Origin of the sequence: Pseudomonas sp. G1002, assembly GCF_013385455.1 — a bacterium.
Lineage (GTDB): Bacteria > Pseudomonadota > Gammaproteobacteria > Pseudomonadales > Pseudomonadaceae > Aquipseudomonas.
On the sequence record NZ_JACAPY010000007.1, the window covers coordinates 96,372 to 121,716 of the forward strand.

25 protein-coding genes are annotated in these 25,345 nt (G+C 61.2%); 9 read left to right on the top strand and 16 right to left on the bottom strand.

Translation table 11 applies throughout. From position 1 onward, the window contains the following. Window positions 1-6 precede the first annotated feature (6 nt). Window positions 7-666, bottom strand: a complete 660-nt coding sequence (locus HX801_RS04285) for a CoA transferase subunit B (RefSeq protein ID WP_003211625.1) — start codon at window positions 664-666, stop codon at window positions 7-9. 31 nt (window positions 667-697) lie between these two features. Continuing rightward, a complete protein-coding gene (locus tag HX801_RS04290; RefSeq protein ID WP_008435892.1) occupies window positions 698-1,396 on the bottom strand; it encodes a CoA transferase subunit A in 699 nt (232 codons plus the stop codon). 133 nt (window positions 1,397-1,529) lie between these two features. Here HX801_RS04290 and HX801_RS04295 point away from each other — a divergent pair, with 133 nt between their 5' ends. Further along, window positions 1,530-2,438, top strand: coding sequence for a LysR family transcriptional regulator (locus HX801_RS04295; RefSeq protein WP_177021655.1), 909 nt, complete (start codon window positions 1,530-1,532; stop codon window positions 2,436-2,438). Window positions 2,439-2,502: 64 nt separating this feature from the next. On the opposite strand, the gene HX801_RS04300 is transcribed toward HX801_RS04295, so the two are convergent. From HX801_RS04300 to HX801_RS04325, 6 genes are all read right to left on the bottom strand, one after another. Next, window positions 2,503-2,832, bottom strand: coding sequence for a hypothetical protein (locus HX801_RS04300; RefSeq protein WP_003211618.1), 330 nt, complete (start codon window positions 2,830-2,832; stop codon window positions 2,503-2,505). 626 nt (window positions 2,833-3,458) lie between these two features. Continuing rightward, entirely contained in the window at window positions 3,459-4,307 is an 849-nt protein-coding gene (locus HX801_RS04305) for an NAD-dependent protein deacetylase (protein WP_177021656.1), read from the bottom strand. Between the two features lie 14 nt (window positions 4,308-4,321). Beyond that, window positions 4,322-4,762 carry a CBS domain-containing protein gene (locus HX801_RS04310; RefSeq protein WP_003211614.1) on the bottom strand — a complete coding sequence of 147 codons (441 nt, stop codon included), beginning with the start codon at window positions 4,760-4,762 and terminating at the stop codon, window positions 4,322-4,324. 135 nt (window positions 4,763-4,897) lie between these two features. Then, window positions 4,898-6,847 carry a DNA topoisomerase III gene (locus HX801_RS04315; protein WP_177021657.1) on the bottom strand — a complete coding sequence of 650 codons (1,950 nt, stop codon included), beginning with the start codon at window positions 6,845-6,847 and terminating at the stop codon, window positions 4,898-4,900. 235 nt (window positions 6,848-7,082) lie between these two features. Beyond that, window positions 7,083-8,705: an MFS transporter gene (locus HX801_RS04320; RefSeq protein ID WP_003211608.1), complete on the bottom strand. Its 1,623-nt coding sequence runs from the start codon at window positions 8,703-8,705 to the stop codon at window positions 7,083-7,085. A 158-nt stretch (window positions 8,706-8,863) separates the two neighbouring features. Next, window positions 8,864-10,507, bottom strand: a complete 1,644-nt coding sequence (locus tag HX801_RS04325) for a GMC family oxidoreductase (RefSeq protein ID WP_177021658.1) — start codon at window positions 10,505-10,507, stop codon at window positions 8,864-8,866. A 129-nt stretch (window positions 10,508-10,636) separates the two neighbouring features. Here HX801_RS04325 and HX801_RS04330 point away from each other — a divergent pair, with 129 nt between their 5' ends. Continuing rightward, a complete protein-coding gene (locus HX801_RS04330; RefSeq protein ID WP_003211603.1) occupies window positions 10,637-11,527 on the top strand; it encodes a LysR family transcriptional regulator in 891 nt (296 codons plus the stop codon). Here the strand turns inward: HX801_RS04330 and HX801_RS04335 are convergent. The 4 genes from HX801_RS04335 to HX801_RS04350 form a co-directional block, all read right to left on the bottom strand. Then, entirely contained in the window at window positions 11,524-13,383 is a 1,860-nt protein-coding gene (locus HX801_RS04335) for a DUF3857 domain-containing transglutaminase family protein (RefSeq protein WP_134326886.1), read from the bottom strand. The two genes, HX801_RS04330 and HX801_RS04335, sit on opposite strands and share 4 nt — an antisense overlap. Window positions 13,384-13,533: 150 nt before the next feature. After that, a complete protein-coding gene (locus HX801_RS04340) occupies window positions 13,534-14,631 on the bottom strand; it encodes a DNA alkylation repair protein (RefSeq protein ID WP_177021659.1) in 1,098 nt (365 codons plus the stop codon). A 50-nt stretch (window positions 14,632-14,681) separates the two neighbouring features. Then, window positions 14,682-16,028: a glutamine synthetase family protein gene (locus HX801_RS04345; RefSeq protein WP_177021660.1), complete on the bottom strand. Its 1,347-nt coding sequence runs from the start codon at window positions 16,026-16,028 to the stop codon at window positions 14,682-14,684. An 11-nt stretch (window positions 16,029-16,039) separates the two neighbouring features. Beyond that, window positions 16,040-16,597, bottom strand: coding sequence for a helix-turn-helix domain-containing protein (locus HX801_RS04350; protein ID WP_003211595.1), 558 nt, complete (start codon window positions 16,595-16,597; stop codon window positions 16,040-16,042). A 66-nt stretch (window positions 16,598-16,663) separates the two neighbouring features. Between HX801_RS04350 and HX801_RS04355 the strand changes: the two genes are divergently transcribed. Beyond that, window positions 16,664-17,047 (top strand): DUF4440 domain-containing protein, encoded by a 384-nt coding sequence (locus HX801_RS04355; protein ID WP_177021661.1) that lies wholly within the window; start codon window positions 16,664-16,666, stop codon window positions 17,045-17,047. 11 nt (window positions 17,048-17,058) lie between these two features. Here HX801_RS04355 and HX801_RS04360 read toward each other — a convergent pair whose 3' ends face one another. Next, complete coding sequence (locus HX801_RS04360; RefSeq protein WP_177021662.1) at window positions 17,059-17,409, bottom strand: LemA family protein; 351 nt, start codon at window positions 17,407-17,409, stop codon at window positions 17,059-17,061. A 160-nt stretch (window positions 17,410-17,569) separates the two neighbouring features. Here HX801_RS04360 and HX801_RS04365 point away from each other — a divergent pair, with 160 nt between their 5' ends. Further along, a complete protein-coding gene (locus HX801_RS04365) occupies window positions 17,570-17,878 on the top strand; it encodes an RcnB family protein (protein WP_003211589.1) in 309 nt (102 codons plus the stop codon). Window positions 17,879-18,031: 153 nt separating this feature from the next. Then, window positions 18,032-19,225, top strand: coding sequence for an MFS transporter (locus tag HX801_RS04370; RefSeq protein WP_087694085.1), 1,194 nt, complete (start codon window positions 18,032-18,034; stop codon window positions 19,223-19,225). A gap of 90 nt (window positions 19,226-19,315) precedes the next feature. On the opposite strand, the gene HX801_RS04375 is transcribed toward HX801_RS04370, so the two are convergent. The 3 genes from HX801_RS04375 to HX801_RS04385 all read right to left on the bottom strand — a co-directional run bounded on the left by HX801_RS04375 (window position 19,316) and on the right by HX801_RS04385 (window position 21,477). Continuing rightward, entirely contained in the window at window positions 19,316-19,585 is a 270-nt protein-coding gene (locus HX801_RS04375) for a DUF1652 domain-containing protein (RefSeq protein ID WP_003211585.1), read from the bottom strand. An 11-nt stretch (window positions 19,586-19,596) separates the two neighbouring features. After that, window positions 19,597-19,848, bottom strand: coding sequence for a CsbD family protein (locus tag HX801_RS04380; protein ID WP_003211583.1), 252 nt, complete (start codon window positions 19,846-19,848; stop codon window positions 19,597-19,599). Window positions 19,849-19,980: 132 nt separating this feature from the next. Beyond that, a complete protein-coding gene (locus HX801_RS04385; RefSeq protein WP_087694084.1) occupies window positions 19,981-21,477 on the bottom strand; it encodes a PAS domain S-box protein in 1,497 nt (498 codons plus the stop codon). Window positions 21,478-21,652: 175 nt separating this feature from the next. On the opposite strand from HX801_RS04385, the gene HX801_RS04390 reads away from it, so the two are divergent. The 4 genes from HX801_RS04390 to HX801_RS04405 all read left to right on the top strand — a co-directional run bounded on the left by HX801_RS04390 (window position 21,653) and on the right by HX801_RS04405 (window position 25,331). Continuing rightward, window positions 21,653-22,621 (top strand): hypothetical protein, encoded by a 969-nt coding sequence (locus tag HX801_RS04390; protein WP_134326884.1) that lies wholly within the window; start codon window positions 21,653-21,655, stop codon window positions 22,619-22,621. Window positions 22,622-22,814: 193 nt separating this feature from the next. Further along, window positions 22,815-23,618, top strand: coding sequence for an AraC family transcriptional regulator (locus HX801_RS04395; protein WP_003211578.1), 804 nt, complete (start codon window positions 22,815-22,817; stop codon window positions 23,616-23,618). A 133-nt stretch (window positions 23,619-23,751) separates the two neighbouring features. After that, a complete protein-coding gene (locus HX801_RS04400; RefSeq protein WP_177021663.1) occupies window positions 23,752-24,570 on the top strand; it encodes an ABC transporter ATP-binding protein in 819 nt (272 codons plus the stop codon). Then, on the top strand, window positions 24,567-25,331 hold the full coding sequence (locus tag HX801_RS04405; protein WP_177021664.1) for an ABC transporter permease: 765 nt from the start codon (window positions 24,567-24,569) through the stop codon (window positions 25,329-25,331). Before HX801_RS04400 ends, HX801_RS04405 begins: the two co-directional genes overlap by 4 nt. Window positions 25,332-25,345: the final 14 nt, after the last annotated feature.

Genomic DNA, 25,345 nt, shown 5'->3' on the forward strand with positions numbered 1-25,345 from the left:
CTGTCCTCACTGGAAGTGCATTTCTGGAACGTGGTCCGGGACGATCAGTTTACCGGCTGTCTTGCTGACGATCTCTTCAACACTGACGCCAGGTGCGCGTTCCTTGAGGACAAAAGCGCCATTTTCGATTTCCAGGTAGGCCAGGTCCGTCAGCACGCGCTTGATGCAGTTGGCGCCGGTCAGCGGCAGGCTGCATTGGCTCAGCAACTTGGATTCACCGTCCTTGGACGCGTGGGTCATGATCACGATGATGTTCTCGGCACCGGCCACCAGGTCCATCGCGCCGCCCATGCCCTTGACCAGCTTGCCGGGGATCATCCACGAGGCGATGTTGCCCTGTACATCGACCTCAAACGCGCCGAGCACGGTCAGGTCGACATGGCCGCCGCGAATCATCGCGAAGGACTCGGCCGAGGAGAAGATCGACGCGCCAATGCGCGCGGTGACGGTCTGTTTGCCGGCGTTGATCATGTCGGCATCGATGGTTTCTTCAGTAGGAAACGGACCCATGCCCAGCAGGCCGTTTTCCGACTGCAGCATGACCTCCATGCCTTCTGGGATGTAGTTGGCCACCAGGGTCGGAATGCCGATGCCGAGGTTGACGTAGAAACCGTCCTGCATTTCGCGGGCGACGCGTTGAGCCATTTGTTCGCGGGTAAGAGCCATTTTTTGTCTCCTTATTATTTGGGCTGGTGGATTATTTGCGGAGGGTGCGCTGTTCGATGCGCTTCTCGAAGGTGCCGCAAATGATCCGGTCGACGTAGATCCCTGGGGTGTGGATATGCGCCGGGTCCAGCTCGCCCGGTTCGACGATTTCTTCGACTTCGACCACGGTGATCCTGCCGGCGGTGGCGGCCAGCGGGTTGAAGTTCTGGGCGGTATGGCGATAGATCACATTGCCGAAGTGGTCGGCTTTCCAGCCTTTGACGATGGCGAAGTCGCCGGTGATGGATTCTTCCATCAGGTACGGGCGACCGTTGAACTCGCGGGTTTCCTTGCCTTCAGCGACTGGCGTGCCGACGCCGGTGGCGGTGAAGAAGGCCGGGATGCCGGCACCGCCTGCGCGCAGTTTTTCGGCGAGGGTGCCTTGGGGCGTCAGGACCACTTCGATTTCGCCGCTGAGCAGTTGCTTCTCGAACAGGGCGTTTTCACCGACGTAGGACGCGAAGACCTTGCTGATCTGCTTGCCTTCCAGCAGCAGGCCCAGGCCGAAGCCGTCGACGCCGCAGTTGTTGGAGACCACGGTCAGGTTGCGGGTGCCCTTGCGCTTGATTTCGGCAATGAGGTTTTCCGGGATGCCGCACAGGCCAAAACCACCGGCAAGTACCGTCATGCCATCTTCCAGGCCTGCCAGCGCCTCTTCATAGGACGCTACGCGTTTATCAAAACCTGCCATATGCACCTCTTTTATTGTTTGTGGGCCAGCCATATGAACCGAGTGTTGCGCCGACGGATTGATTTGTTAAGTTGTTTTTTAAGGTTGATTGATTTAAAAAACAGCATAGTCCTCAGCCATCGGGAGAAGCTTGATGACAGTTAAACAGATGCGCGCCTTTCTTGCCGTGGCCCAGACCTTGAGCTTTGCGGCCGCCTGTGAGCGTTTGCATCTTTCCCAGTCGGCCTTGAGCCTGACCATCAAAGGCCTGGAAGAAGGCCTGGGCGGGCGCCTGTTCAGCCGCAATACGCGCAATGTCGCGCTGACCCCTGAAGGCGAATCCCTGCTGCCCCTGGCCCGGCGCTTGATCGCCGACTGGGACAATGCCGAGGATGAGTTGCGCCAGCGTTTCACCCTGCAGCGCGGGCGGGTAACGGTGGCGGCGATGCCGTCGTTTGCCGGAAACCTGCTGCCACCGATCCTGAAGATTTTTCGCGCGCGCTATCCCCAGGTCAACGTAACGGTGAATGACGTGATCAACGAGCAGGTGCTGGAAATGGTCCGCGATCGCCAAGTGGAGTTGGGCGTGGCGTTTGAACCGTCGGAAAGCTCATCGCTGGTGTTCACCCCGCTGTATGTGGACCGCTTTGTGGCGGTGGTGCCCGGTGACTCGCCATTGGCATGCCGCTCCGATATCGCCTGGCACACCCTGCTGGAACAACCCTTCATCACCTTGCAGCGCCCGTCCACGGTACGAGTGATGCTTGAAGAACACCTGAAGGCGCTGGACCTGAAGCTGCCCGTAGCCCTGGAGAGCCATCAACTGGCGACGGTGGGCAAGATGGTTGCCAGTGGCTTGGGCGTGAGTGCAGTGCCGGCGTTGTGTGCACGCCAAATGCAGGAAGCAGGCGCCCATTGCATCACCTTGAGCGATCCGGTGATCGAACGGCCGATTGGTGTACTGACCAAGCCCGGCCATGAACTTTCAGCGGCGGCCCAGGCCATGTTTGATATTTTTTGCGATGAAGCGGGGAAGGGGCGTTTTCCGGCGTTGTTGCGATAACCGTCGGCCATAAAAAAGCCTGCTCGTTTTAAGCGAGCAGGCTTAAGTGATAAGTGCGTAGTTATCAGCAGTATCTGTCGATCACCTTAACTTGCGAATGGCCTTTAAGGTTCTGCCACTCGGTATTAAGTGTATGGAAGACCTGCTCGATAAAGTTGCGATCGGCGGCGGCTTTCTTGCCGACATAACCCTGGCCGCGGCGGTACATCTTCAGGCGCGCTGCCAGTTCACGGTTATTCCTGTCGAACTCTTCTTCCACGGTGTGGGGCGCCAGGCAGTCAATATGGACCTGGCCCGATTTACCAATCCAGAGGATATGGTCGTCGAGCGTGTCTTTCTGCGCTGCGAACATCTCAGCCAATTCATCGATAGTTGGTTGGTTGTTCAGATTCATGTGTAAGCCCCTTGACCAGTTGGCGATCTCTAGTTGATCCGTTAAAACTACTAAGTTGTCTCCGGCTCAGAAAACCGGGCGTCAGCGACTGTCTACCGAATACGGGCAGGGTCTTGAACCGATGCATGTAGTCTTGCTGATGACCTGCTACGCAATGGTTTCATAACGAAGACAAGCAGCGTTTGAGCTCCTTGTACCGATCCTTTCGGGCCGGTCAGCTTCATCAATCTGCCTTGTGGGCAGTGCACATCCGGAAAAAACAGCTCGGCGGTCAGACGAGCTTGTTCAAAACGCGTGTTACCAACGCTCCCGATCCGGGAGACGCTTGAATCATGCAATTACAAAACGGTTACGTCAACGATTATGTAGTGATTATTTTTGAGCACTACATAAATCCTTGCAGGGCGGGGGTGTGAGCGGAAAACATGACTTGGGCGTCACTTTTCGTGCGGGCAGGTCGCGGGATCCGGGGGCTTTTTGTGGCGAGGGAGCTTGCTCCCGCTGAGGGGCGAAGCGCCCCCACCAGGCTGACTGCGGTTCTTCAGGAATCATTCGGTTGTCGGTTTTGGGGCTGCTGCGCAGCCCAGCGGAAGCAAGCTCCCTCGCCACAGAAAAGCAGGATTGGGCTATCCCAGGCGTTCTGCCAGCAACGGCAACAAACGTTCGCAGGAGGCTTCGATCTTGAGTTGCAGCAATTCGTCGCCCCGGGTCTTGCCCAGATTGATGGCGATCACTGGCTTGCCTTGCTCAACCATCGCCTTGCACAACCGAAACGCCGAATAAGCCATCAGCGACGAACCGACCACCAGCAATCCTTCAGCGTCGCCCACGGCCGCTATCGCCTTGGCGGCGGTGCCCTGGGCGACGTTCTCGCCGAAAAACACCACATCCGGCTTCAATCGTTGCCCACTGCAATGGGGGCAGCGGGGCACCTGGAAACGTCCTTCAAAGGCCGGGTCCAGCAAGGTGTCACCGTCGGGGGCTTGGACGGCATCCACACCCGCCAGGTACGGGTTCTCGGCTTCCATCTGGCGCTGGATCAGATCCCGCTCGCTGGTCTGCTGGCAATCCAGGCACAGCACCCGGTGAAGGCTGCCGTGGAGTTCGATCACATCATGGCTGCCAGCCTGGTCGTGCAGGGTGTCGACGTTCTGGGTGATCAGCCCGGTAATGCGCTGGCGTTGCTGCAGAGTGGCCAGGGCGATATGCGCCGCGTTCGGCTGCGCGACACGCACCCTCGGCCAGCCGAGCATTGCCCGCGCCCAGTAGCGGCGGCGCGCCTGCGGGGTTGCCAGGAACTCCTGGTACATCATCGGCGCCTTGCCCCGGCGCACGCCTTCGCTGTCGCGATAATCGGGAATCCCCGAAGAGGTGCTGATACCCGCACCGGTCAGCACCAGGAAGCGCCGTTCGGCCATGGCCCGGTGCAGGTTGTCGAGCTGGTTATCGACTTGATGTGGCAGGGTATCGAGCATGGGTTCCCCAATGATTATTCGCCGCGAATGTACTGCTCCAGCTGTTTGATCAGGTCTGCCTGTTCGGCAATCGCTTCCTTGACCAGGTCGCCGATGGACAGCAAGCCAAGCAGTTCGCCATTCTCCACCACAGGCAGGTGCCGCAGATGTCGGTCGGTCATGATCGTCATGCACGTCTCGACAGTCTGGTGAGTGTCGACGGTGATCACCGGTGAATTCATGATCTCGTGGGCTTTGGTCGTCACCGAAGACAATCCATGGAGGATGACCTTACGGGCATAGTCTCGTTCACTGATGATGCCCACCACCTTGCCGTCCTGGAGCACTGGCAAGGCCCCGACGTTTTTCGAAGCCATCACGATCAAGGCCTCAAATACCGTATGGTCGTGGGGGATGGTGTGGACTTGATGGTTATGCTGGTCTTTGGACTTCAGCACTTGGGCAACGGTTTTCATGGAGGCCACTCCGGTGTTGTTATTGTTGGGAGGTTAGCAGGCCCTACAGAATCCTGGATGGCCTGCAGCAGGGCAAGGTCCAAAGCGGCATACATCCCGTCGAAAAACGTCATTGTCGCGATTTCTTAGTGCTTCTCAGCCTTTGTTTGCCGGTTTTGCCGCCCGCTTCGGGCTGGTGGCCGTCTTGCGCTTGGCCGGTTTGCGTTTGTTTTTCCACGGTGTGGCACCCCGTCCTGCCGGGCTGGCCGGACCGCTGATGGTCAGGCGCATGCCGGTGCAGCGGGTGACTTGCTTGCTCATCCACGCCGCCTGCTTGGCGACGAATTCTTCCAAGCTCATCTCTCCGCTTTGCACCATGTCCAGTGCCTGCTCCCAGATGGCCGTGGTGCCGGGGTCGGCGATTGCCCGTGGCACTGCATCGATCAGGCTGAACGCGGCAGGCGTTGCCGACAGCGCCTTGCCGTTTTTCACCAGGTAGCCGCGGTCCAGCAGGCCCTGGATGATCCCGGCGCGGGTGGCTTCGGTGCCGATCCCGGTGGTGTCCTTGAGCTTTTGCTTGAGCAGCGGGTCTTCCACCAGCTTGGCGACGTTTTTCATCGCCTTGATCAGGTCGCCTTCGGTGAAGGGTTTGGGCGGCTGGGTCCACAGGTCCTTGAGGTTGACCTTGGCCACGGCGTAGTCCTGCCCCTGAACCAGTGTTGGCAAGGACTGCGGCGCAGGTGCTTCACGGCCCTTGGCCGGCGCCAATGCTTCCGGCAATGCGCGTTTCCAGCCAGGCTCGACGATGACTTTACCGACAGCCCGCAAGGCTTCACCGGCACAATCGAAATCTGCCTGGGTACGGTCGTACTCGTGGTTGGGCAGGAACTGCGCGAGATAGCGGGCGCGAATCAAGGTGTAGACCGCGCGATGCTTGCCCGTCAATTGCCCGACATCCTTGCCGGCGCCGGTGGGAATGATGCCGTGGTGAGCGCTGACCTTGGCGTCGTTCCAGGCTCGGGAGCGTCGCTTCGGATCGATGTGTGGCATCAATTCATTCACCGCCGGATCGGCCCGCCCCAGCGCCGCGAGGATTTTCGGAGCGTCGCCGTGCTGGCTAAGGGGCAGGTAGCCGCAATCGCTGCGTGGGTAAGTGATGACCTTGTGGGTTTCGTAGAGCGACTGGGCAACATCCAGGGTTTCCTGGGCGCCGAGGCCAAGCTTTTTCGAGCAGATTTCCTGCAGGGTGCCGAGGTCGAAGGGCAGGGGCGCGACGTCGCGCATGCGCTCGGTACGCAGTTTGACCAGCCGCGCACTGGCGGCGTTGCTCATGGCATTGGCGGCGTCCCGGGCAAGCTGCGGATTGAGGCAGCGGCCCTGATCGTCACAGGCGTCTTCTGTTGCGCGCCACTGCGCCGTAAAGGTGATGTCGTCGTGGAGCAGATCCACATCGATGGCCCAATAAGCGACGGGTACAAAGTCGGCAATGCTGCGGTCCCGGTCCACTACCAGGCGCAAGGTCGGGGTTTGCACACGGCCGACCGGCAACACGCCCTGGTAGCCGGACTGTTGGCCCAGCAGGGTAAACAGGCGGCTCATGTTCATCCCGATCAGCCAGTCGGCACGGGAGCGGCCAAGGGCCGAATGGTAGAGGCTGAAGGTTTCAGCACCGGGCTTCAACGAGGCCAGGGCCTTGCGGATCGACGCATCGTCGAGCGCCGAGAGCCATAGCCGCCGGATGGGGCCGCGATAACGGCAATGCTCCACCAGCTCACGGGCGATCATCTCGCCCTCACGGTCGGCATCGGTGGCGATCACCAATTCCTGGGCTTCCCCCAGCAGACGCTTGACCGCCTTGAACTGGCTGGCAGTCTTGGGCTTGACCAGCATCTTCCACTTTTCGGGGATGATCGGCAGGTCGGCCAGCACCCAGCGCTTGTACTTGGCGTCGTAGCTGTCGGGCGGGGCGGTTTCCAGCAGGTGGCCGATGCACCAGGTCACCGTCACGCCTGAACCCAGCCAACAACCGTCGCCACGCCGGGTCGCGCCGAGCACGGCGGCGATATCCTTGGCCTGGGACGGTTTTTCACAGAGGAACAGCCGCATGGTCACCACATTCGCTACGCAATTGAATGGGGAGCAGGATGGGCAATAAATCAGAATTGGGCAACTTTTATCTGGATGGATATACAGCAATTTGTGTGTCTGGTGCTAAACCCAATGTGGGAGCGGGCTTGCTCGCGAATGCGGTGTATCAGTCAACCTATCCGGCGACTGACACCCCGCTTTCGCGAGCAAGCCCGCTCCCACACTGAAACTCCAGCGTCGGCCGGATCGACGTTTAGTTATTGTCGATATCGACGTTCTTGGTTTCTTTCAGGCAAATCAGCCCCACGATCAGGCTCACCCCGGTAATGACCACCGGGTACCACAGCCCATAGAAAATATCCCCGGTGTACACCACCAGCGCAAACGACACCGTCGGCAGGAACCCACCAAACCAGCCATTCCCGATGTGGTATGGCAGCGACAGCGAGGTGTAGCGGATGCGTGTCGGGAACAGCTCCACCATCAGCGCTGCCAGCGGGCCGTAGCACATGGCGGCGATCAGGATCAGCGCGACAATCAGCACCACCACCATGGTTTTGTTGACCTGGGCCACATCAGCCGATTGCGGATAACCCGCCAGGGTCACCGCGCCTTTCAGGGCGGCTTCGTCGTAACCGTCGATACGCACATCACCCACGCTCACCTGCACCGCGCTGCCCGCCGGGGCGGCCGCGCTTTCGTACGGCAGGCCCTGTTTCACCAGGAAGGTCTTGACCTTGTCGCAGGGGCTGTCAAAACGCGCCTTGCCCACCGGGTCGAACTGGAAGGTGCAGGTGGCCGGGTCTGCCAATACGGTGATCGGCGACTGGCGGCTGGCGTGGTCCATCGCCGGGTTGGTGTAGTGCGCCAGGCCCTTGAAGATCGGGAAGTACAGCGCGGTGGCCAGCAGCAGGCCGACCATCAACACCGGCTTGCGCCCCAGCTTGTCCGAAAGCCAGCCGAAGAAGATGAAGAACGGCGCACCAATCACCACGCTGATGATCAGCAGCATATTGGCCAGTGCCGGATCCATCTTCAAAAACTGTGTGAGGAAGAACAGCACATAAAACTGCGCGGCATAGAACGTCACTGCCTGGCCGGCGTTGATGCTAAACAGCGCAATCAGCACGATCTTGAGGTTTTCCCATTTGCCGAACGACTCGCGGATCGGCGCCTTGCTGGCCTTGCCTTCCTCTTTCATTTTCAGGAACGCCGGCGACTCGTGCAGGCTCAGGCGGATCCAGGTGGAGATGCCCAGCAGCACGATCGACAGCAGGAACGGCAGGCGCCAGCCCCACACTTCGAATTGGTCACCGGTAAAGTAACGGCAGGCCAGCACCACCAGCAACGACAGCAGCAGGCCGAGGGTCGCGGTGGATTGAATCCAGCTGGTATGGAAGCCGCGTTTGCCCGCCGGGGCGTGCTCGGCCACATAGGTGGCTGCGCCGCCGTACTCGCCGCCCAGCGCCAGGCCCTGGAGCATGCGCAGCGCGACGAGGATGATCGGTGCGGCAATGCCGATGCTCGAATAGGTCGGCAGCAGGCCGACGCAGAAAGTCGCCAGGCCCATCAGGATGATGGTGGCGAGGAAGGTGTACTTGCGCCCGATCATGTCACCCAGCCGACCGAACACCAGCGCGCCGAACGGGCGCACCACAAAGCCGGCGGCGAAGGCCATCAGGGCAAATATAAACGCCGTGGTGTCGTTGACCCCGGCAAAGAACTGCTTGCTGATTACCGCCGCGAGTGCGCCGTAGAGGAAGAAGTCATACCACTCGAACACCGTCCCTAGGGAGGAGGCGAAGATGACTTTCTGTGTGTCGTTGCTGTCTCGCGCCTTGGTGGCGGAGCCCAGGGGTTGAGCGTGTTCTGACATTTGGGTAGCCCTCACAGTGATTATTTATTGTTGTTCCACTGTCGACGCCACATCGGCGCCGCTATTCCCCTGTAGGAGCCCGGCTTGCCGGCGATGGCGCTCTCAAGCTGTGCACAACACTTGAAAACTCCATCGCCGGCAAGCCGGGCTCCCGCAGGTCAAGCCGGTAAGGTCAGTTCTTTCTCCGGGGCGAGGCTCCTTGTGTTCGGCGAAAGGATAAGCTGCGCGGCTTTTTCCGCGATCATCAGCGTCGGTGAGCAGGTGTTGCCTGAAGTGATGCGGGGCATGACCGACGCGTCGGCGATGCGCAGGCCGGGAACCCCGTGCACTCGCAGTTGGGCGTCGACCACCGCGTCCTTGTCGCTGCCCATGCGGCAGGTGCCCACTGGATGGAAAATCGTGGTGCCAATGCGGGCGGCGGCTTCCTGCAGCTGTTCGTCCGTCTGCAGTTCTGCGCCGGGCAGGTACTCCACCGGGTTGAATTGCTTCAGGGCCGGCGCCGAGACGATGCGTCGGGTCAGGCGAATGGCGTCGGCGGCCACCCGCAGGTCTTCCGGATGGCTGAGGTAGTTGGGGCGGATCAGCGGTGCGTCTGCCGGGTTGGTCGAGCGAATGTCGATGCGGCCACGGCTTTGCGGGCGCAAGTCGCACACCGAAGCGGTGAAGGCCGGGAACCCGTGCAGCGGTTCGCCAAAGCGCTCCAGGGACAGCGGTTGCACGTGGTATTCGAGGTTGGCCGACGTCTGCTCCGGCCCGGAGCGGGCAAACGCGCCAAGCTGGCTGGGGGCCATGGACAACGGGCCGCTGCGGTCGTACAGGTAGCGCAGGCCCATGCCCATCTTGCCCCACACGGTGCCGGCGATCTGGTTCAGGGTGCGGGCGTTTTCCAGCTTGTAGATCAGGCGCAGTTGCAGGTGATCCTGCAGGTTGCCGCCCACGCCGGGTAACTCGTGCAGCACATCGATGCCCAAAGGCTTGAGCACGCTGGAGGGGCCGATACCGGAGCGTTGCAGGATGCCCGGCGAACCGACGGAGCCGGCGCACAGGATGATTTCCTTGCGCGCCCGCCACGTGACTGGCTGGCCTTGCCGGCGAGCAACCACCGCCGCCGCACGGCCGTTCTCCAGGAGTACGCGGTCGACTTCAACCTCGGTCATCACCGTCAGGTTGGGCCGCTGGCGGATCGGTTTGAGAAACGCCTTGGCCGCATTCCAGCGCACGCCGGATTTCTGATTGACCTGGAAATAGCCACAGCCTTCGTTGTCGCCCTGGTTGAAGTCGCTGATGCTGTCGATACCGCTTTGCTGCGCCGCGTCACGAAACGCATCGAGGATCGGCCAGTGCAGGCGCTGTTGCTCAACCCGCCATTCACCGCCGTCACTGTGAAATTGCGAGGCACCGGCAAAATGGTTTTCGCTCTGCTTGAACAGCGGCAGCACATCCTTCCAGGCCCAGCCGGGATTGTCCTCGGCCCAGCCGTCGTAATCCCGGGCCTGGCCGCGCATGTAGATCATGCCGTTGATGGACGAGCAACCGCCCAGCACCTTGCCGCGCGGGTAGCTCAGCGCACGGCCTTGCAGGCCTTCCTGGGCTTCGGTCTTGAAGCACCAGTCGGTGCGTGGGTTGCCGATGCAGAACAGGTAGCCGACGGGAATATGGATCCAGGGGTAGTTATCGCGACCGCCTGCTTCAAGCAGCAACACGCGATGGGCAGGGTTGGCAGACAGTCGATTGGCCAGCAGGCAGCCCGCCGGGCCGGCGCCTACCACCACGTAATCGTATTCAGCAGCTGCAGAATGCATCTGTGACCTCGCTTGTTTTTCTTATTGGTCCCATCCTAGTTGTTAGTTTTCGTCTTAAAAATGTTAGTTTTTACCCAGCTGCTGTGCGTTTTTAGACAACGCTGCTGTTCAAGGGAAGAAGGGGAAGGCATGTTCGACTGGAATGATCTGCGGTTCTTTCTTGAGTTACAGCGTAGCGGACGCTTGCTCACGGCGGCGCAACGCCTGAAAACCACCCACGCCACCGTGGCCCGGCACATCGAGGCCATCGAGAAAAGCCTGGGCACTGCGCTGTTCGTGCAGCATGCCCAGGGTTACGAACTCACGCCCTCCGGCGAAGCCCTGCTCAAACATGCCGAAGCCATGGAAAACGTGGCGCTGCTGGCCGAAGAAGAACTGACTCATTCCGCCGCGCCCCTGGGCAAGATCCGCCTGGGGGTGGCCGAAGGTTTGGGCGTGATGTTCCTCGCCAGTCGCATGGGCGGCCTGTTCGAACGCTACCCGGGCCTGGAAGTGGAACTGCTGGCAGTGCCACGGTTTGTCAGCATCCTCAACCGCGAAGCGGAAATCAGCATCCACCTCGAACGCCCCAGCGTCGACCAACTGGTGACTCGCAAACTCACCGACTACCGCCTGGCGCTCTACGCCAGCCGCAGCTACCTGGACCGCACACCGCCGATTGAAAAACGCGAGGACCTGGCGGTGCACGCCTGGATCGATTACGTCGACGATTTACTGTTCAGCCAGGAACTGAAATTCCTCAGCAGTTTCTGCCGCAACCCCAAAGTGGTGTTCCACAGCACCAGCGTGATCGCCCAGCACCAGGCGGCGCGCTCGGGGTTGGGAATTGCCGTATTGCCGTGCTTCATGGCGGCGAGCGACCCGGACCTGGTGCCGCTGCTGCCGGCGGAGAGCATCCAGCGCAGCTACTGGATCAGCTCCCGGCGCGAGTTGCACAAGTCGGTAAGGTTGCGGGTGTTGTGGGATTACCTGGTGGAACTCTGCGCGCGGGAGCAAGGGGTTTTGCTGGGGGAGGGTTAGAGCTTCACCACCTGATGCACCTGCTCACCACAGGCACGGATCTCCTTGATCATCTTTTCAAACGGCGCGCTGACAATTTCATCGTGGGTCAGCCAGCGTATTTTCTGCGTCAGGACGTAGTGATAACGCCAGTCGCCCTTGACGCGCTCACCCGTCAGGTCCAGGTCGTACCACGGCGAGCGTACCTGGCAAGCCTTGATGTCCTTGTCGATCTGCCCACCCGACAGTGTGATGGTGTAATCCAGCGTCTCGGGGTTGCCTATGTACAAGTCGGCCAGTTGCCCATTGCGGCGGTAGTTGAGCAGACCGTCCCATTTCTCTTGCAGCAAGGCATCGTTGTAGATGTGGTCGTTACCCAGCGGTTCCAGGGGCCGCATGTCCGTCAGCGTGGCGCTGACCTTGTAGCTGGCCGGGATCAAGAAGGCGGTGGCGGGGCGCTCGACCTGGCAGTCGGTGATCTGTTTGCCGAAGTTGTCGCAGATGTTCTGGTCGCTGGCGGTGGCGCCTTGCTGGCGGTCGGCGACGCTCAGTTGCATCAGCGGCATGCCGCGAAAATCAACGGTGGCCGAGACCCGGGCGGTGCCCTGGGCGTCGAAGCGCTCCTGTTTGTCGAGGATCAACGTGGGGGCGGCGGGTTGCAGCGGGATGTGTTCTTCACGTACCTGGCCCTCGGCGTTGGTCACCAGCACCCAGCGGTCCTGGATGTCGGGCAGGGTCTGGCCGGGGGCGAAGATCGGGTTGGTCGGGTCCAGCCACCACACCTGGCCATCGACTTCGGCGCGGACGATGGCGTGGTTCGGCGCGCCGGTACCGGGAATCAGCAGCGGGTTAACCACATCGCCACGGCTGACCCAGGCGGGCTCGGCCTTGATTCCGCTGGCCTTGAGCATGGCTGCCAGCAGCGTCGAAAGGTCTTTGCAGTCGCCGTAGCCGTGCTGTTCGATCTCCGCCAGGCTGAAGGGTACATAGCCGCGATCCGAGGCGCGCCAGTCGCCCAGGTAACGGTAGTGGTCGTTGATGTGCTGCATCAGGCCGGCCACCTGTTGTGCCGGTGGCAAGCCGCGAACGGCGGCCACGGCGGCGGCGCCCTGGGGCGGCAGCTTTGCGCCGAGGATCTGGTTGTAGCGTTCGGCAAAGCCGCCGAAGTACTGCTGGCGATCCAGGGAGCTGCCGACTTCGATACGCGGGGCGTGGCGTATGTAGGCGTTGGCGGATTCGTTGATGTAGCTGAGGTAGGTCGGGGCCTTTTGCACCACGTCCAGGGTCTTGCGATTGGCCGATGGCGTAATGCTGAAACCCTCCATCAATTCGCTGCGCCACTCGATCGGCCGCTCGGCGGTGAAGCGTGCCTTGAAGTGGTCGCGCCGTGCGGCGTTGGGGCCGAACTGCAAGGCGTAGTAGAACTCGGTCATCAGCGGTTTGGCCGGGTGATGTTCGCGCACCGTGTAGCGGATTTGCGTGCCGACCCGCAGGTTGGGAAACGCCAGCGAGGTCTGTTTTTCCCGGGAGAAACCCTGGTCCGGGTTGGGGGCGGTGCGGGTGTCGATTTGCGTCGGGTCCAGGGGCACAGGTTTGCCGCCGGGCTGGGTGGACTCGGCCTTGATCAGTTCGAAGCCGTCTTCTTCCTGGTAGCTGAAGTCGATCCGCGAGAGCATTTCGCGGCCGCTTGGCTTGAGGATGGTGTAGTGAAAGCGGGTAGTGCAGTCGACGCTGGCGTCGCGGTTGAAGTGGCAATGCAGCTCGGTGTCGCTGGCCAGCGGGGCTTCGGCCATTGGTTGCAGGGCGGCAAGCGCGCTGTGACTGGCAAGCCCCCAGCTGATGCAGATCAGGGGACGGTAAAACGAAAAACGGAGCATGGGCGCCTCAGGTGGAACATTGACACAAGTACCCTAGGGGTACCGAGAAGGCGCCGGATGATAATGGATCGCAACACGAATGCCTAGCATTGTCCGACAATTAATTACGCTGTAAGGCCCGATCTAGAGCCTTCGTTAATGTTTTAAGGATTATTTTTCGAGTTCAAACTCGACGCTTCCCAGCCGCTCACCGTTCACCAGCACGTGAACCGCATGCTTGCCGGGATAGTGCTTGCGCGTGGTCAATTCACGGATATGTTGGCCACGGCTGATGGCGTGATGTTCTCCGGCACCCAGGGTAAATGCCTTGAGCTTGAACACCTTGGACGCGCTGTGACCGGCGCTTTTCACATAGTCGATGGCGTAGTCGACCACCAGCTTTTGCGACGAATCGGCAGTGGACTCCAGGCTGAAGGACAGGTTGATCCGCTCCCCCAACTTGATCGCCGCCGGCTCGACCTTGAGTTGATGGATCTTCACTTCGGCCCTGGCCCCGGCGCCCATGATCGTCAGCGCCCGGGTGTTGCCTTGCTTGATCAGGCTGCGCAGCGCGTGGCGGGCGATCCACGCGGTGTGGGGGTTATCCAGGGACCAGCCTTCGATCAGGCCCAGCACCCAATCCGGATGGTCCTTGGTGATGTCGTTGAGGTGGTTGGCCACCGACTTGCGCACGTAGAGGCTGCTGTCGGCCTTGAGACTGTCGAGGATCGAAGCGCACAGGTTCGGGTCGGCCTGCACCTCGGCCAGGCGAAACGACCATGGCAGCCGTGGCCGTGAACCTTCGCTGGCGAGGCGTCGTACGTGTTCGCTGTCGTCCAGCGACCACTGTTGCATCACCGCCAGGGTGCGCTTGAAATCCTTCAGCAGAAAATGCCGCACGGCAAACTCGGCGGAGCCGAAGGTGGTGAAGTACTTGAGGGCAGCCATGGAGCGCTTGAAATCATCGCCGCCGTAGCTGGCAACGTAGTGGGGCAGGAACAGGCTGACAAAGGCGCTGTTCAGCCGGGGCGCCAGGGCATACAGCAACTTCAGCGTTTGGGGGTAATCCAGCGGGATCACGGCATGCAGGCTTTCGCTGACCCGCGCCATGCGCTGCATCACCGACAGATCCACGAGCCCGGCCTTGGCGTGTTTGAGAAAACCCTTGGCGTCGAACGCCGGGTACACCGCGGTCATTTCGCTGGCGATGTGTTGCAGGCGTTCGGCGTTGAAGATTTCCTTCAGGGCCGGGGCGCTTTGGTCGGTCATGGGCAAGTCCGCGGTTAGCCAGAGATGCCCACGAGGCTAACCATCAGTGCCTAGAGATACCAGCGATATTCCCGCGCATGAATTTCCTGCTGGAATGCCAGGTGGTCCTGGCGCTTGTTTTCGCAATACACGTCGACAAACTCCGCGCCCAGGCCTTCGCGCAACGTCGGCTGATGCTGCATGGCGCGCACCGCCTCCAGCATTTCCAGGGGGAAGTCCGCGCCGCTGTTGCGGTCTTCGTTCAGCGGGGCGATGGGCTCCTTCGCTGCTTCAAGACCATGCTCAAGCCCCACCAGAATCGCCGCCAATACCAGATACGGGTTGGCATCGGCACTCGCCAGGCGATGTTCGATGCGCAGGTTGCGCGGGTCGGATTCAGGAATTCGCACGCACGCGTCACGGTCTTCAAAGCCCCAGCACGCGCGGGTTGCCGCGTTGACCGTGCCACCAAGGCGGCGGAAGGCGTTGTGGTTGGGCGAGAAGATCGGCATGCAGTGCGGCAGCAGTTCCAGGCAACCCGCCACCCCGTGGCGCAACGGTTGCTGCTGGTGGGCCGCCAGCCGGTTATTGCCCGCCGCATCGTACAGGCTGACGTGCACATGCATGCCGCTGCCGGGATGTTGCAGGTAAGGCTTGGCCATGAAGCTGGCGCGGTAGCCGTGCTTGAGGGCCACGCCACGGGTGCTGCGGCAGAACAGGGCGGCCCAGTCGGCGGCGCGCAGGCCGTCTTCCAGGTGGCCGAAATTGATTTCGAACTGGCCGGGGCCGAGTTCGGCGGTGATCACCGTGATGTCGATGCCCTGGGCCTTGGCCGTCTCGACCATATCGTCCAACACCGGCGCAAAGCGTGACAGGCGCTCGATGTGCAAGTTGGGCTGGTCGTCCGCGTCATCACTCAGCGGGTCGCGGGCAAATTGCGGCAGGCCGTCGCTGAGCTTTTTGTCGAACAGGTAGAACTCCAGCTCGAACGCGACCACCGGGTGAATGCCTTTGCGCTGCAGGCGTTCCAGCACCTTGGCCAGTACTTCCCGGGGTTCGAATTCGATGGGCGCTTCGGTGCCGTCGGAGGTAATCAACATCTGCCCCAGCGGCTGCGCCTCCCAGCTCACCGGCTTGAGGGTGCCGGGCACCAGGCGGCGGTTGGCGTCCGGGTCGCCGTCGTGGAAGCAATAGTCGCCGATCTTGAACAGGCCGCCCTGGGCACCCAGCAGCACCGCGTTCTGCGGCAGTTTCAACGGGCTGCCGGCGGCGACCTTTTCCAGCATCTCCACCGGGTAGCGCTTGCCGTAGAAATGCCCGGGAATGTCCAGGGCAATCAGGTCGACGTAGCGCACATCGGGATGGTTCTGGCGAAAGGTCCGGACTTCGGCCAAAAGCGTGGAAGCATGGCTTTTCACGGGTGTTGCTCCTAGTTATAGACCCACAGCACGCGGGCTGGCAGGTCGGTCAGGTTGCCGTAGCGGCAGTGGGCAAAACTGGCCAGGTGGAAGCTGTCGCCGGGGCCCAGGGTGACCGAGTCCGGCTCGCCCTCGACCCACAGCGTCAACTCGCCCTCCAGCACGTAACCGGCCTGTTCGGCACGGTCGCTCATGGTTTGTTCGCCGCTGTTGGCACCGGGGGCCAGCAGGCTGTCGAGGATCGAGAACGCGCCGTGCATGCTCGGCGACACCAGGATGTCGGTGATGCCATTGGCGTAATACACCGTGCGCCGTTCGTTGGGGCGGGTGACCCAGTCCACCGCCTTGGGTTTGGACAGGCTGTAGAAATAGGTGGTGGGCACACCGAGGGCGTGGCTGATGGCCGTGAGGTCGGCCACGGTCGGGCGCGACAGGCCGCGTTCAACCTGGGACAGGAAACCCACGGAACGCTCGATCTTTTGCGCCAGTTGCGCCAGGGTGAGCTTCTTGTGCTTGCGCAGGTCGTGGATCAGGATCGCCAGGGCGTCGAGTTCTTCTTGCTTGTCCATGGGCGCTTCGTGAAATTCTTATCAGGAAATTTCATGAAAAATTACAGGATTAATTTCACGAGGGCAATGGGTATGGAGTTGGCAGAGCATTTACGCCGCCTGGAACAGGAGCTGCACCAATGCACCACCCGTGCAGATGCGGCGCGGTTGTCGGTGCTGCTGGCGGATGATTTCGTCGAATTTGGTGCCAGTGGCAATGTGTGGGGCAGCAAGGCCGAGGTGATCGAAGGGCTGCAGGATGAGGTGTTTTCAGCCCGAAGCATCAGTGACTTTGCAATGAAGGTGCTGGCCGAAGGCGTGGCGTTGGTGACGTATCGCTGCCAGCGCGCGGCGACGGATGCAAATGCGGCGGGGGAGTCGTTGCGCAGTTCGGTGTGGCGCGAAAGCGGCGGGCAGTGGCAGATGGTGTTTCATCAGGGCACGCCGACACTTCAGCGTGCGCCTGTGTAAGCGCCGGCAGGTCAGGCCGTACGCTTGGCCTCGAACCCCGACAGGCTGACATCATCACGATGCCCGAGCAGCTCGGCCACCACCGAGGTCGGCGACTTGTGCTTGTAGGTGTTGTAGTTGTTGACCGAGTCGTGGAAGAGCTGGCGGGTGAACGCGACACGGCTTTCCAGGCTGGCGATTTCTGCGCTGGGTGACGAGGCATTTTGCGCCGCCGCCAATTGTTGTTCGGCCTCCTTGAATTGGCCGAAGGCTTTTTTGCAGCGATCGAGCAGGGCCACCAGTTCCCTGTAGGTGCCGAACACGTAGAGCGCGAGCAAGGTGACAACGGTCACGAAAATGATGATGACGTGGGTACCAGTCATTGGAATTCCTGAGCGGCTGGAAAAAAGAACCAATCTTATCTGATTAATCGCCGGCCCGGTCGCTGGCCGCCCATCCATCTGCCGCTTCCATCACGGCGCTGAATGATTCCACGCCGCTGCGGTCGGAATCTTTACGCGTCATTCATTGAAGGAAGTGCCCATGAAGTCCAAATCCCTTGTTGCCTGCCTGCTGGTTGCCGCGAGCCTGTCCGCCGCGAGTCTCACCGTCCAGGCCGCGGATACCCCGCAAAAAACCGTGCAGCCTTCGAATATCAATACCCGCGACCTCAAGACGGGAGACCGCGCGCCAGACATTCTGATGCGTAAGGAGTCGGCCATTGCCGACTGGAAGAAACGTGGCCTGAAGCAGCCGGAAGAAGACAGCCAGTGGGCTCGAGTGAACGACAAGTACGTATTGCTCAAGACCACCAACGGCACGATTCTCGACATCACCCCCGTTAAAAAATAAAGCGTTCGGCGGGATGGGTGATCTCGCTTCATCCCGCTGGATTTGATTTTTGCATAAATGCATAAATCAGCATTTTTTTCTTCTTGTTTTGCGTTAAGGTACGTCCGCTGCGGGCCGCAATGGTCCCTTTACCTTGATTGGAATGAGAGCAGGATGCTTGCCACAATAAGAAATTACCCGCGTACCGTGAACCTGTTGTTGTCGGCCACGCTGATCCTCACCCTGGCCAAGGCCATCACCTTCCCGTACCTGGTGATCTACCTCACCAACCACTTTGCCCTCGACATCAGCCAGGTCGGCCTGGTGATCGGCAGCTCGTTGATCGTCGGCTCGCTGCTGAGTGTCTACGGCGGTTTCCTGGTAGACCGCATCGACAGCTATAGGCTATTGCTCAGCTTGAGTGTGGTGTTTGCCCTGGGGTTTATCGGCACGGTGCTGGCCCGGGAAATCTGGTCGTTCTACAGCTGCCTGATCCTGATCAACCTGGCGTACGCGGTGATCGACATCGCGATCAAGTCCGGGTTTGCCAGCCTGTTGCCGGAAGATGAGCGCAGCGAAGCGTTTTCCATCAAGTACACCCTGACCAATATCGGCTATGCCGTAGGGCCGTTTTTTGGCGCGATGGTGGCCAAGCTCGATATCAGCTTGCCGTTTATCCTGTCGGCGGTCCTGGGCTTCGGTTTTTTCCTGCTGTACTGGCGTTGGGGCGACCGCACGCTGGCCACGGTAGACACCACGCAAAAGCCGGTGTCGTTCCTCGCGGTGGGGCGTGTATTGCTGCGGGATCACCGACTGGTGTGCTTCACCGTCGGCGGCCTGCTCAGTGCCGTGGTGTTCGGCCAGTTCACCGCGTACCTGTCGCAGTACCTGGTGACCACCACTACCGCCGAATACACCTACACCATCATCAGCGCGGTACTCACCACCAACGCGGTGTTGGTGATTGCCCTGCAATACGCGATTGGCCGGCGCATTTCCCACCGCTACCTGAGCCAGTGGCTGATCTTCGGCCTGGGCATGTTCATGCTGGGGGTGATTGGCTTTGCTCTGGCGAGCAACGTGTGGTGGTGGATCCTGGCGATGGCGATTTTCACCGTGGGCGAAATCGTGGTGTTTCCGGCCGAGTACATGTTCATCGACCGCATCGCCCCGGACAACCTGCGGGGCATGTACTACGGGGCGCAAAACCTCTCCAACCTCGGTGCTGCCCTGGGGCCAGTGCTGTGCGGGCTGGTGCTGGCCAACCTGCCGGCCCACTACATGTTCTACATGTTGGCAGCGTTCATTGTCGGGGGAGGGGTGTTCTATTTTATCGGGGCGTCGTTGAAAGCCCGCGACATACTGTAGGAGCACGCTTGCTCGCGAAGGTCGTCAACGATAACGCGCCACGCCTGAATGAACGCGGTGCCTGGGCGTTTTTCGCGAGCAAGCCTGCTCCTACAAAGGGCGCAGCGGCAGGTCATCCAGCCTGAGTTTACCGACGGTGTTGCTCTGCAATTCGTACCGCAACTCGTCGACCATCTTTTCCACTTCCTGCGGGGTCTGCAGCTTGTTGACGCTGATCCCGGTGACCACCAAATCCACCCGGCCGCTTTCGGCGTCGAAGACCTTGAGCGTCAACGACGCGTCACGGCACAGGGTGAATTCGCAGGTCAGGGGCGACAGGGCCTCTTCGATGCAGTTGCGCAGTTGGGAGAGCGTAAACATCAGGGTTCTCCTCAGCGACGACGCAGCAACAGGCCCAGCAGCAGGCCGACACCGGCGACGATCGCAACCGTTGCCAGGGGTTTTTGCTTGGCGAAATCGCCGACGGTGTCCAGCGCGTCACCGTAGGTTTGCTGCAACTGGCCAGCGGCCTGGCGAGCTACACCCTCGGCCTGGAGACGTTCGTCACCGGTCAGATCACCCAGAAAACCTTGAGCCTTGCCGGCCACTTTTTCGACGGCGCCTTTGACTTGTTCGCTTTTCATGATGGATTCCTTAAAGGGCATGACATCTCAACGGCACAGGACCCGAAGCCCTGTGCCCACCCTTCAAGGTTAAGCAGTGCACCCCCGCGCAATAAGGCGAATTTGCACCGGTCGCACTAGTGCATTTGCACTCTATTTCGGCTTTTTAACCCGCAACTCACCGGCAAACAGCCCGCGCTCACGGGCCCACACGATGGCTGCACTACGGCTATGCACCCCCAGTTTGGAGTACACCGTGGCCACATGGTTACGCACGGTGTTGGGTGCCAGTTTCAGGCGCGAAGCGATTTCCTTGTCGGCCAGGCCTTCGCAAATCAACCCCAGTACGTCGCGCTCGCGGGCGGTCAGGTCGGTGAAGGAAATGTTCGGTACATTGGGGCTGTTGACGCTCTTGGCATTGGCCAGTTTTTCAATCAGCGTCTGGCTGAACCATGAGGCGTCCTGCATCACTTCCTCGATCGCGGCCACCAGTTCCAGCTCGGAGCGCTTGCGTTCGGTGATGTTCATCAGCACCAGCAGGTAGCAGGGCACATCCTGGATACTGACGGTGTCGGCAGACAGCACACAGTCGATCAGCTCATTGCCTTTCTTGCGGATCTTCAGGTCGAGGCCGTCGAGGTTGCCGGCTTTTTCCAGGGTGGTGAACAGTTGCGTGCAGGCCTGGGGGCTGTCGATAAAGTCGATGTCTTCGATGGATTTGCCGATCAGTTCTTCACTGGTATAGCCGGTGATGGTCATGAAGGCTTCGTTGATATCCACCACCTGGCGGTTGGCGGCGTTGCACACCAGGGTCGGCACCGGCGTCAGGCGGAACGACTTGGCGAAGCGTTCCTCGCTCTGACGCAGGGCGGTTTCGGCCTTGCGGCGAGGCTCCAGGTCGGTGAAGGAAAACAGCATGCAGTCTTCCTCATTCATGTCCAGCGGCTGGCCGGCCACGATCACCAGTTTGCTGCCGCCTTCGGGCAGTTTCAGTTCGGCTTGCATCTGTGGAATGGTCGCGCCTTCGCCCAGGCGCTTGACGGCCAGGTCCTTGTTTTCGGCCTGTTCCAGCACGTCCAGTTCATACACCGAGTGGCCGATCACCTGGTCGCGGTTGTAGCCGGTCATCTCCAGGAAGCCCTGGTTGACCTTGATGTAGCGCAGGTCGCTCAGGCGGCAAATCACCGCCGGCGCCGGGTTGGCATTGAAGGTCTTTTCGAAGCGCTGTTCGGCGCTGGCCCATTCGGTGGCGTCGCTCAGGATCAACACCAGCAATTCCGGCTCGCCCGACGCGTCGTCGAGCACCAGGCTGCGCAGGCGATGCACCCAGACTTTTTCCTCGTCGCCGGTGGGGGTGACTTCCACCACCACATCGCTGAACTCTTCACCGTCTGCCACCCGGCTCAGAGGATAATTCTCCAGCACCAACGGGTGGTTGTTGCGATACCGCAAGGCAAAGCGCGCGGCGTATTCCTTGGTGTTGGCACCCAGGTCTTCGACTTTATCCACGCCATGCATCTGCAGCGCGGCTTCATTGGCCCAGAGGATGGTCTGGTCGGCCTCGGCGAGGATCACGCCGTCGGACAAGCCGGAGATGATCTGCTGCAGTTGGCGGCGGTTGGTTTCTTTGGCGAGGACGGCCTGGCTCATGGTTTCTCCTGGGGTAAGTCGCATGGGAAGTACGACACCTGAGGCTCAGGATAGTGCAGAGAAAGTGCCCGGCGCGGGGTGCGAATGCACCAGTGCGCCTAGTGCAATTGTGTCGAGACCGCAGGGCAGGTGCCTCGCCAAACTGGCCACCTACCCACTGTTCAAAGGATTTAACATGACCACTGTCTATGAAACCAACCGTTCGCTGTTTCGTGTGTCCTGGGGCTCGGTATTGGCCGGTAGTGCAATTGCCCTGGTGACCTATCTGGTATTGAGCGTACTTGGCACCGCGATTGGCGCCAGCGCGGTAGACCCGATGGCCGCGGGTAACCCGCTGAGCGGCTTCGGCACCGGTGCCGGGATCTGGCTGTTTGTCTCGACGCTGCTGGCAATCGGTGCCGGTGCATTCGTGGCCGGGCGCACCGCGCCGGATCGCGGCGGCCTGCACGGCGTGCTGAGCTGGACCATCACCACCTTGCTCACCACCTGGCTGCTGGCCGCGCTGGCCACTAGCGTTGTGGGAGCGGCGGGCAATGTCGTCGGCAAGGGCCTGTCGGCTGCCGGCAGCGGGATCGCCGCCGTGGCGCCGGGTATCAGCGACAGCGTCAAGCAGCAACTGAATGAGCAGGGCATCAAGCTGGACTGGAACAGCCTGCAAGGTCAGCTCGACACACTGCTCAAGCAGAGCGGCAAACCTGAACTGGCCCCGGCCAACGTTGAGCAAAAAGCCGATCAGGCGGCTGCGGACGGCAAGCAGTCGGCCAACGATGCCGCGACCAACCCAGCCCAGGCTGGTGATGAATTGAAGCAGTGGTTCGAGCGGGTCAAGGCTTCCGGTGAGCCGGCGTTGAACGCGGCGGACAAGCAGGCACTGGTCAACATTGTTGCGGCCCGTACCGGCAAGAGCCAGGCTGAGGCCACCCAGATTGTCGACAACTACGCCCAGGCCTACCAGCAGGCCGTGCAGAAGGTCGACGAACTGAAGCAACAGGCTGAACAGAAAGCCCGTGAAGCCGGTGAAGTCGCGGCCAAGCAACTGTCCCGTGCTGCGTGGAGCACCTTGTTGATGTTGCTGCTGGGCGCAGCGTTGAGCTTCGGTGTGGGTCGCCTGGCGATTTCCACCCGTCGTGTACCGTTGGCCTGATCATGACCTGAGGTGATCTATGTGGCGAGGGAGCTTGCTCCCGCTGGGCTGCGAAGCGGCCCCAAAAAGAGGGGCGCGCTACGCACTGGAGCGCCAGCCCGGTCCAGCGGGAGCAAGCTCCCTCGCCACAATGCTTCGCTGGCACCAAACATGCTAGTGTCAGCACTCCAACATCCACTGGCAGTGCCTGGCGATGCGCGACATCTACAGCGTCTTCAACTCCAACGGCGCCTATGAAACCGGGGCCCATGCCCACGACGAATTCATGCTGATGGTGCCCGAGCACGGCCTGTTGCGTTTCAAGGATGAAGAAAGCGGGCGCACCACCTCGGTGATCGACCGCCAGTTCGTACTGGTGCCGCCGCAATCCAGCCATTCCTCCTCGTCACTCACCGCCAGCCAGGGCCACGTAGCGTTCTACGTCGACCCCGACTACATGCACTACGCCTTGCGTGACCTGTCCGGTGACGCCAACCGCTTGCTGCGCGTGCCCACCCTGGGCATCTGGCAAACCTCCGCGCCGTTGCACCATCTGCTCCTGGCAAAAAAAGCCTTCAGCCAACCCGACCTGTACATCGACCGCCGCCGTCAGGTGGCCCAGGCCGATCACCTGCTGCTGCTCGAATGCCTGGCGATTTCCCTCAGCCAGCCGAGTCTGCAACGCTCATCTACCGAGCGCCACGGCGCCATGCTGGTGCGTGACGTCAAGGCGTACGTGGAAGGCAACCTCGAACATGCGCCGGGGCTGGATGAAATCGCCGAGACGTTTCACATGTCGCGCCGCCATCTGACCCGGCTGTTCGCGCTGCACACCGGCGAGACGGTGCTGGCGTACGTCCAGCGCCTGCGCCTGGAGCGCGCGCAGACGTTGTTGCGGCACACCCGCATGTCGGTGCTGGAGATCGCCAATAACGTCGGCTATGAGTCACCGTCACACCTGGCCCATGTGTTTCGCCGGGTGCTGGGCGTGTCGCCGGATGAGTGGCGCCGCGGCTGATACCGCCTCAACGTTTTTGATGTCCCGATCCCGCGCATGATCCGGCCCGATCCCGTGCGCCGCAAATCCGTCATCCGTTCATCCTCACCCCGTCAACAACAAACAAGTCCGGCCTACCGGACGAGGAGGGGCGGTGAGTGCAAAACCCTTTATCAGCTTCGCAGGGGTGCAAAAAAGCTTCAAAGTCGAAGGCCGCCAGTTTGTGGCCGTGCGCAACGTATCGCTTGAAGTTCAGCGGGGCGAAATCATCACCCTGGTCGGACCTTCGGGGTGCGGCAAGTCCACCTTGCTCAACATGACCGCCGGGCTCTTCGGCCCCACGGAGGGCCAGGTGCATTACGACGGCGCCGAGATCAAGGGCGTCAACACCCGTGTCGGCTACATGACCCAGGCCGACCACTTGCTGCCGTGGCGCACCGTGGCCGGCAACATCGCCGTGCCGCTGCAAATCCGCCGCATGCCCAAGGCCCGGATCGACAGTCGCGTCGAGGAGCTGATGGCGCTGGTGGGCCTCACCGGTTTTGGCGAAAGCTACCCTAACCAGCTTTCCGGCGGCATGCGCAAACGCGCGGCCATGGCGCGCTTGATGGCCAGCGACCCGGAAACCCTGCTGATGGACGAACCCTTCGGCGCCCTTGATGCGCAGATGCGCCTGACCCTGCAGACCGAACTCTTGCGCCTGTGCCGCAAGCTCAACAAGACCGTGCTGTTCGTCACCCACGATGTCGATGAAGCCATCGCGCTGGCGGACCGCTGCGTGGTGTTCGCCGGTCGCCCGGGCACCATCGACCATGTGCTCGATATTCCCTTGGGCGGTGAACGCAACCTGGTGCAATTGCGCTCCGACCCACGCTACGTGGAACTCTGCGCCGCCCTCTGGAAACGCTTGGCGCCCGACGTCGCCGGTGCTGCCGATCCCGCCTCATTGGCTCACTCGCTGGAGGTCGTATGATCCAGGTCTATCGCTTGCTGCTCCTGATTTTCCTGCTGGTGTTCTGGGAGTGTGTGTCCCGCTGGTTCGGCGTGGAATTTTTCATCAGCCGGCCTTCGGCGGTGGCGCAAAGCCTGTGGAAAATCCTCATGAACGGGGTGTTCTTCTATCACGCCGGCATCACCACCCTGGAAGCCGTGCTGGGCTTCTTCTTCGGCTCCCTCGCAGGCTTGATCGCCGGTTTGGTGCTGGGCCGCGCCAAGCTGCTGGCGGATATTCTCGACCCGTTCCTGACCGCCTTCTACAGCTTGCCGAAAGTCGCGCTGGCGCCACTGTTCATCCTCTGGTTCGGCATCGGCTTGCCGATGAAAGTCATCCTGACCGCGGCCGTGGTGTTCTTCCTGGTGTTCCTCAACACCTACAGCGGCGTGCGCAACGTGTCCCGCGAGCAACTGACCATCCTGCGCCTGATGGGCGCCAAGGAGCGCGACCTGCTGACCATGGTGGTCATCCCGTCCGCTTTCACCTGGGTATTCACCGGCCTGCGCCTGTCGGTGCCCTATGCGCTGATCGGCGCGCTGGTGGGCGAGATCATCGCCGCCAACCGGGGCCTGGGCTACCTGCTCTCGGATGCAGCCTCGCAGTTCGATACCGCCGGTGTATTTGCCGCACTGGTGGGCATCATCGCCCTCGCGCTGATCCTGAACACGGCGGTGAAGCTGGCCGAACGCAAGTTGATGCCGTGGAAGGCCAACGAAGCGGAACGTGAAGTTGCGGTTTAACCCCTTATTTTTGC

What these genes read in the sequence shown, in the direction of transcription:
- HX801_RS04310 (WP_003211614.1), bottom strand. Translation starts at nt 4,762, where the DNA reads ATGAAAACCGTTGCCCAAGTGCTGAAGTCCAAAGACCAGCATAACCAT.
- HX801_RS04390 (WP_134326884.1), top strand. Translation starts at nt 21,653, where the DNA reads ATGACCACTGTCTATGAAACCAACCGTTCGCTGTTTCGTGTGTCCTGG.
- HX801_RS04370 (WP_087694085.1), top strand. Translation starts at nt 18,032, where the DNA reads ATGCTTGCCACAATAAGAAATTACCCGCGTACCGTGAACCTGTTGTTG.
- HX801_RS04375 (WP_003211585.1), bottom strand. Translation starts at nt 19,585, where the DNA reads ATGTTTACGCTCTCCCAACTGCGCAACTGCATCGAAGAGGCCCTGTCG.
- HX801_RS04305 (WP_177021656.1), bottom strand. Translation starts at nt 4,307, where the DNA reads ATGCTCGATACCCTGCCACATCAAGTCGATAACCAGCTCGACAACCTG.
- HX801_RS04325 (WP_177021658.1), bottom strand. Translation starts at nt 10,507, where the DNA reads ATGCATTCTGCAGCTGCTGAATACGATTACGTGGTGGTAGGCGCCGGC.
- HX801_RS04290 (WP_008435892.1), bottom strand. Translation starts at nt 1,396, where the DNA reads ATGGCAGGTTTTGATAAACGCGTAGCGTCCTATGAAGAGGCGCTGGCA.
- HX801_RS04320 (WP_003211608.1), bottom strand. Translation starts at nt 8,705, where the DNA reads ATGTCAGAACACGCTCAACCCCTGGGCTCCGCCACCAAGGCGCGAGAC.
- HX801_RS04335 (WP_134326886.1), bottom strand. Translation starts at nt 13,383, where the DNA reads ATGCTCCGTTTTTCGTTTTACCGTCCCCTGATCTGCATCAGCTGGGGG.
- HX801_RS04380 (WP_003211583.1), bottom strand. Translation starts at nt 19,848, where the DNA reads ATGAAAAGCGAACAAGTCAAAGGCGCCGTCGAAAAAGTGGCCGGCAAG.
- HX801_RS04385 (WP_087694084.1), bottom strand. Translation starts at nt 21,477, where the DNA reads ATGAGCCAGGCCGTCCTCGCCAAAGAAACCAACCGCCGCCAACTGCAG.
- HX801_RS04300 (WP_003211618.1), bottom strand. Translation starts at nt 2,832, where the DNA reads ATGAATCTGAACAACCAACCAACTATCGATGAATTGGCTGAGATGTTC.
- HX801_RS04350 (WP_003211595.1), bottom strand. Translation starts at nt 16,597, where the DNA reads ATGGACAAGCAAGAAGAACTCGACGCCCTGGCGATCCTGATCCACGAC.
- HX801_RS04355 (WP_177021661.1), top strand. Translation starts at nt 16,664, where the DNA reads ATGGGTATGGAGTTGGCAGAGCATTTACGCCGCCTGGAACAGGAGCTG.
- HX801_RS04340 (WP_177021659.1), bottom strand. Translation starts at nt 14,631, where the DNA reads ATGACCGACCAAAGCGCCCCGGCCCTGAAGGAAATCTTCAACGCCGAA.
- HX801_RS04360 (WP_177021662.1), bottom strand. Translation starts at nt 17,409, where the DNA reads ATGACTGGTACCCACGTCATCATCATTTTCGTGACCGTTGTCACCTTG.
- HX801_RS04405 (WP_177021664.1), top strand. Translation starts at nt 24,567, where the DNA reads ATGATCCAGGTCTATCGCTTGCTGCTCCTGATTTTCCTGCTGGTGTTC.
- HX801_RS04395 (WP_003211578.1), top strand. Translation starts at nt 22,815, where the DNA reads ATGCGCGACATCTACAGCGTCTTCAACTCCAACGGCGCCTATGAAACC.
- HX801_RS04295 (WP_177021655.1), top strand. Translation starts at nt 1,530, where the DNA reads ATGACAGTTAAACAGATGCGCGCCTTTCTTGCCGTGGCCCAGACCTTG.
- HX801_RS04315 (WP_177021657.1), bottom strand. Translation starts at nt 6,847, where the DNA reads ATGCGGCTGTTCCTCTGTGAAAAACCGTCCCAGGCCAAGGATATCGCC.
- HX801_RS04285 (WP_003211625.1), bottom strand. Translation starts at nt 666, where the DNA reads ATGGCTCTTACCCGCGAACAAATGGCTCAACGCGTCGCCCGCGAAATG.
- HX801_RS04330 (WP_003211603.1), top strand. Translation starts at nt 10,637, where the DNA reads ATGTTCGACTGGAATGATCTGCGGTTCTTTCTTGAGTTACAGCGTAGC.
- HX801_RS04365 (WP_003211589.1), top strand. Translation starts at nt 17,570, where the DNA reads ATGAAGTCCAAATCCCTTGTTGCCTGCCTGCTGGTTGCCGCGAGCCTG.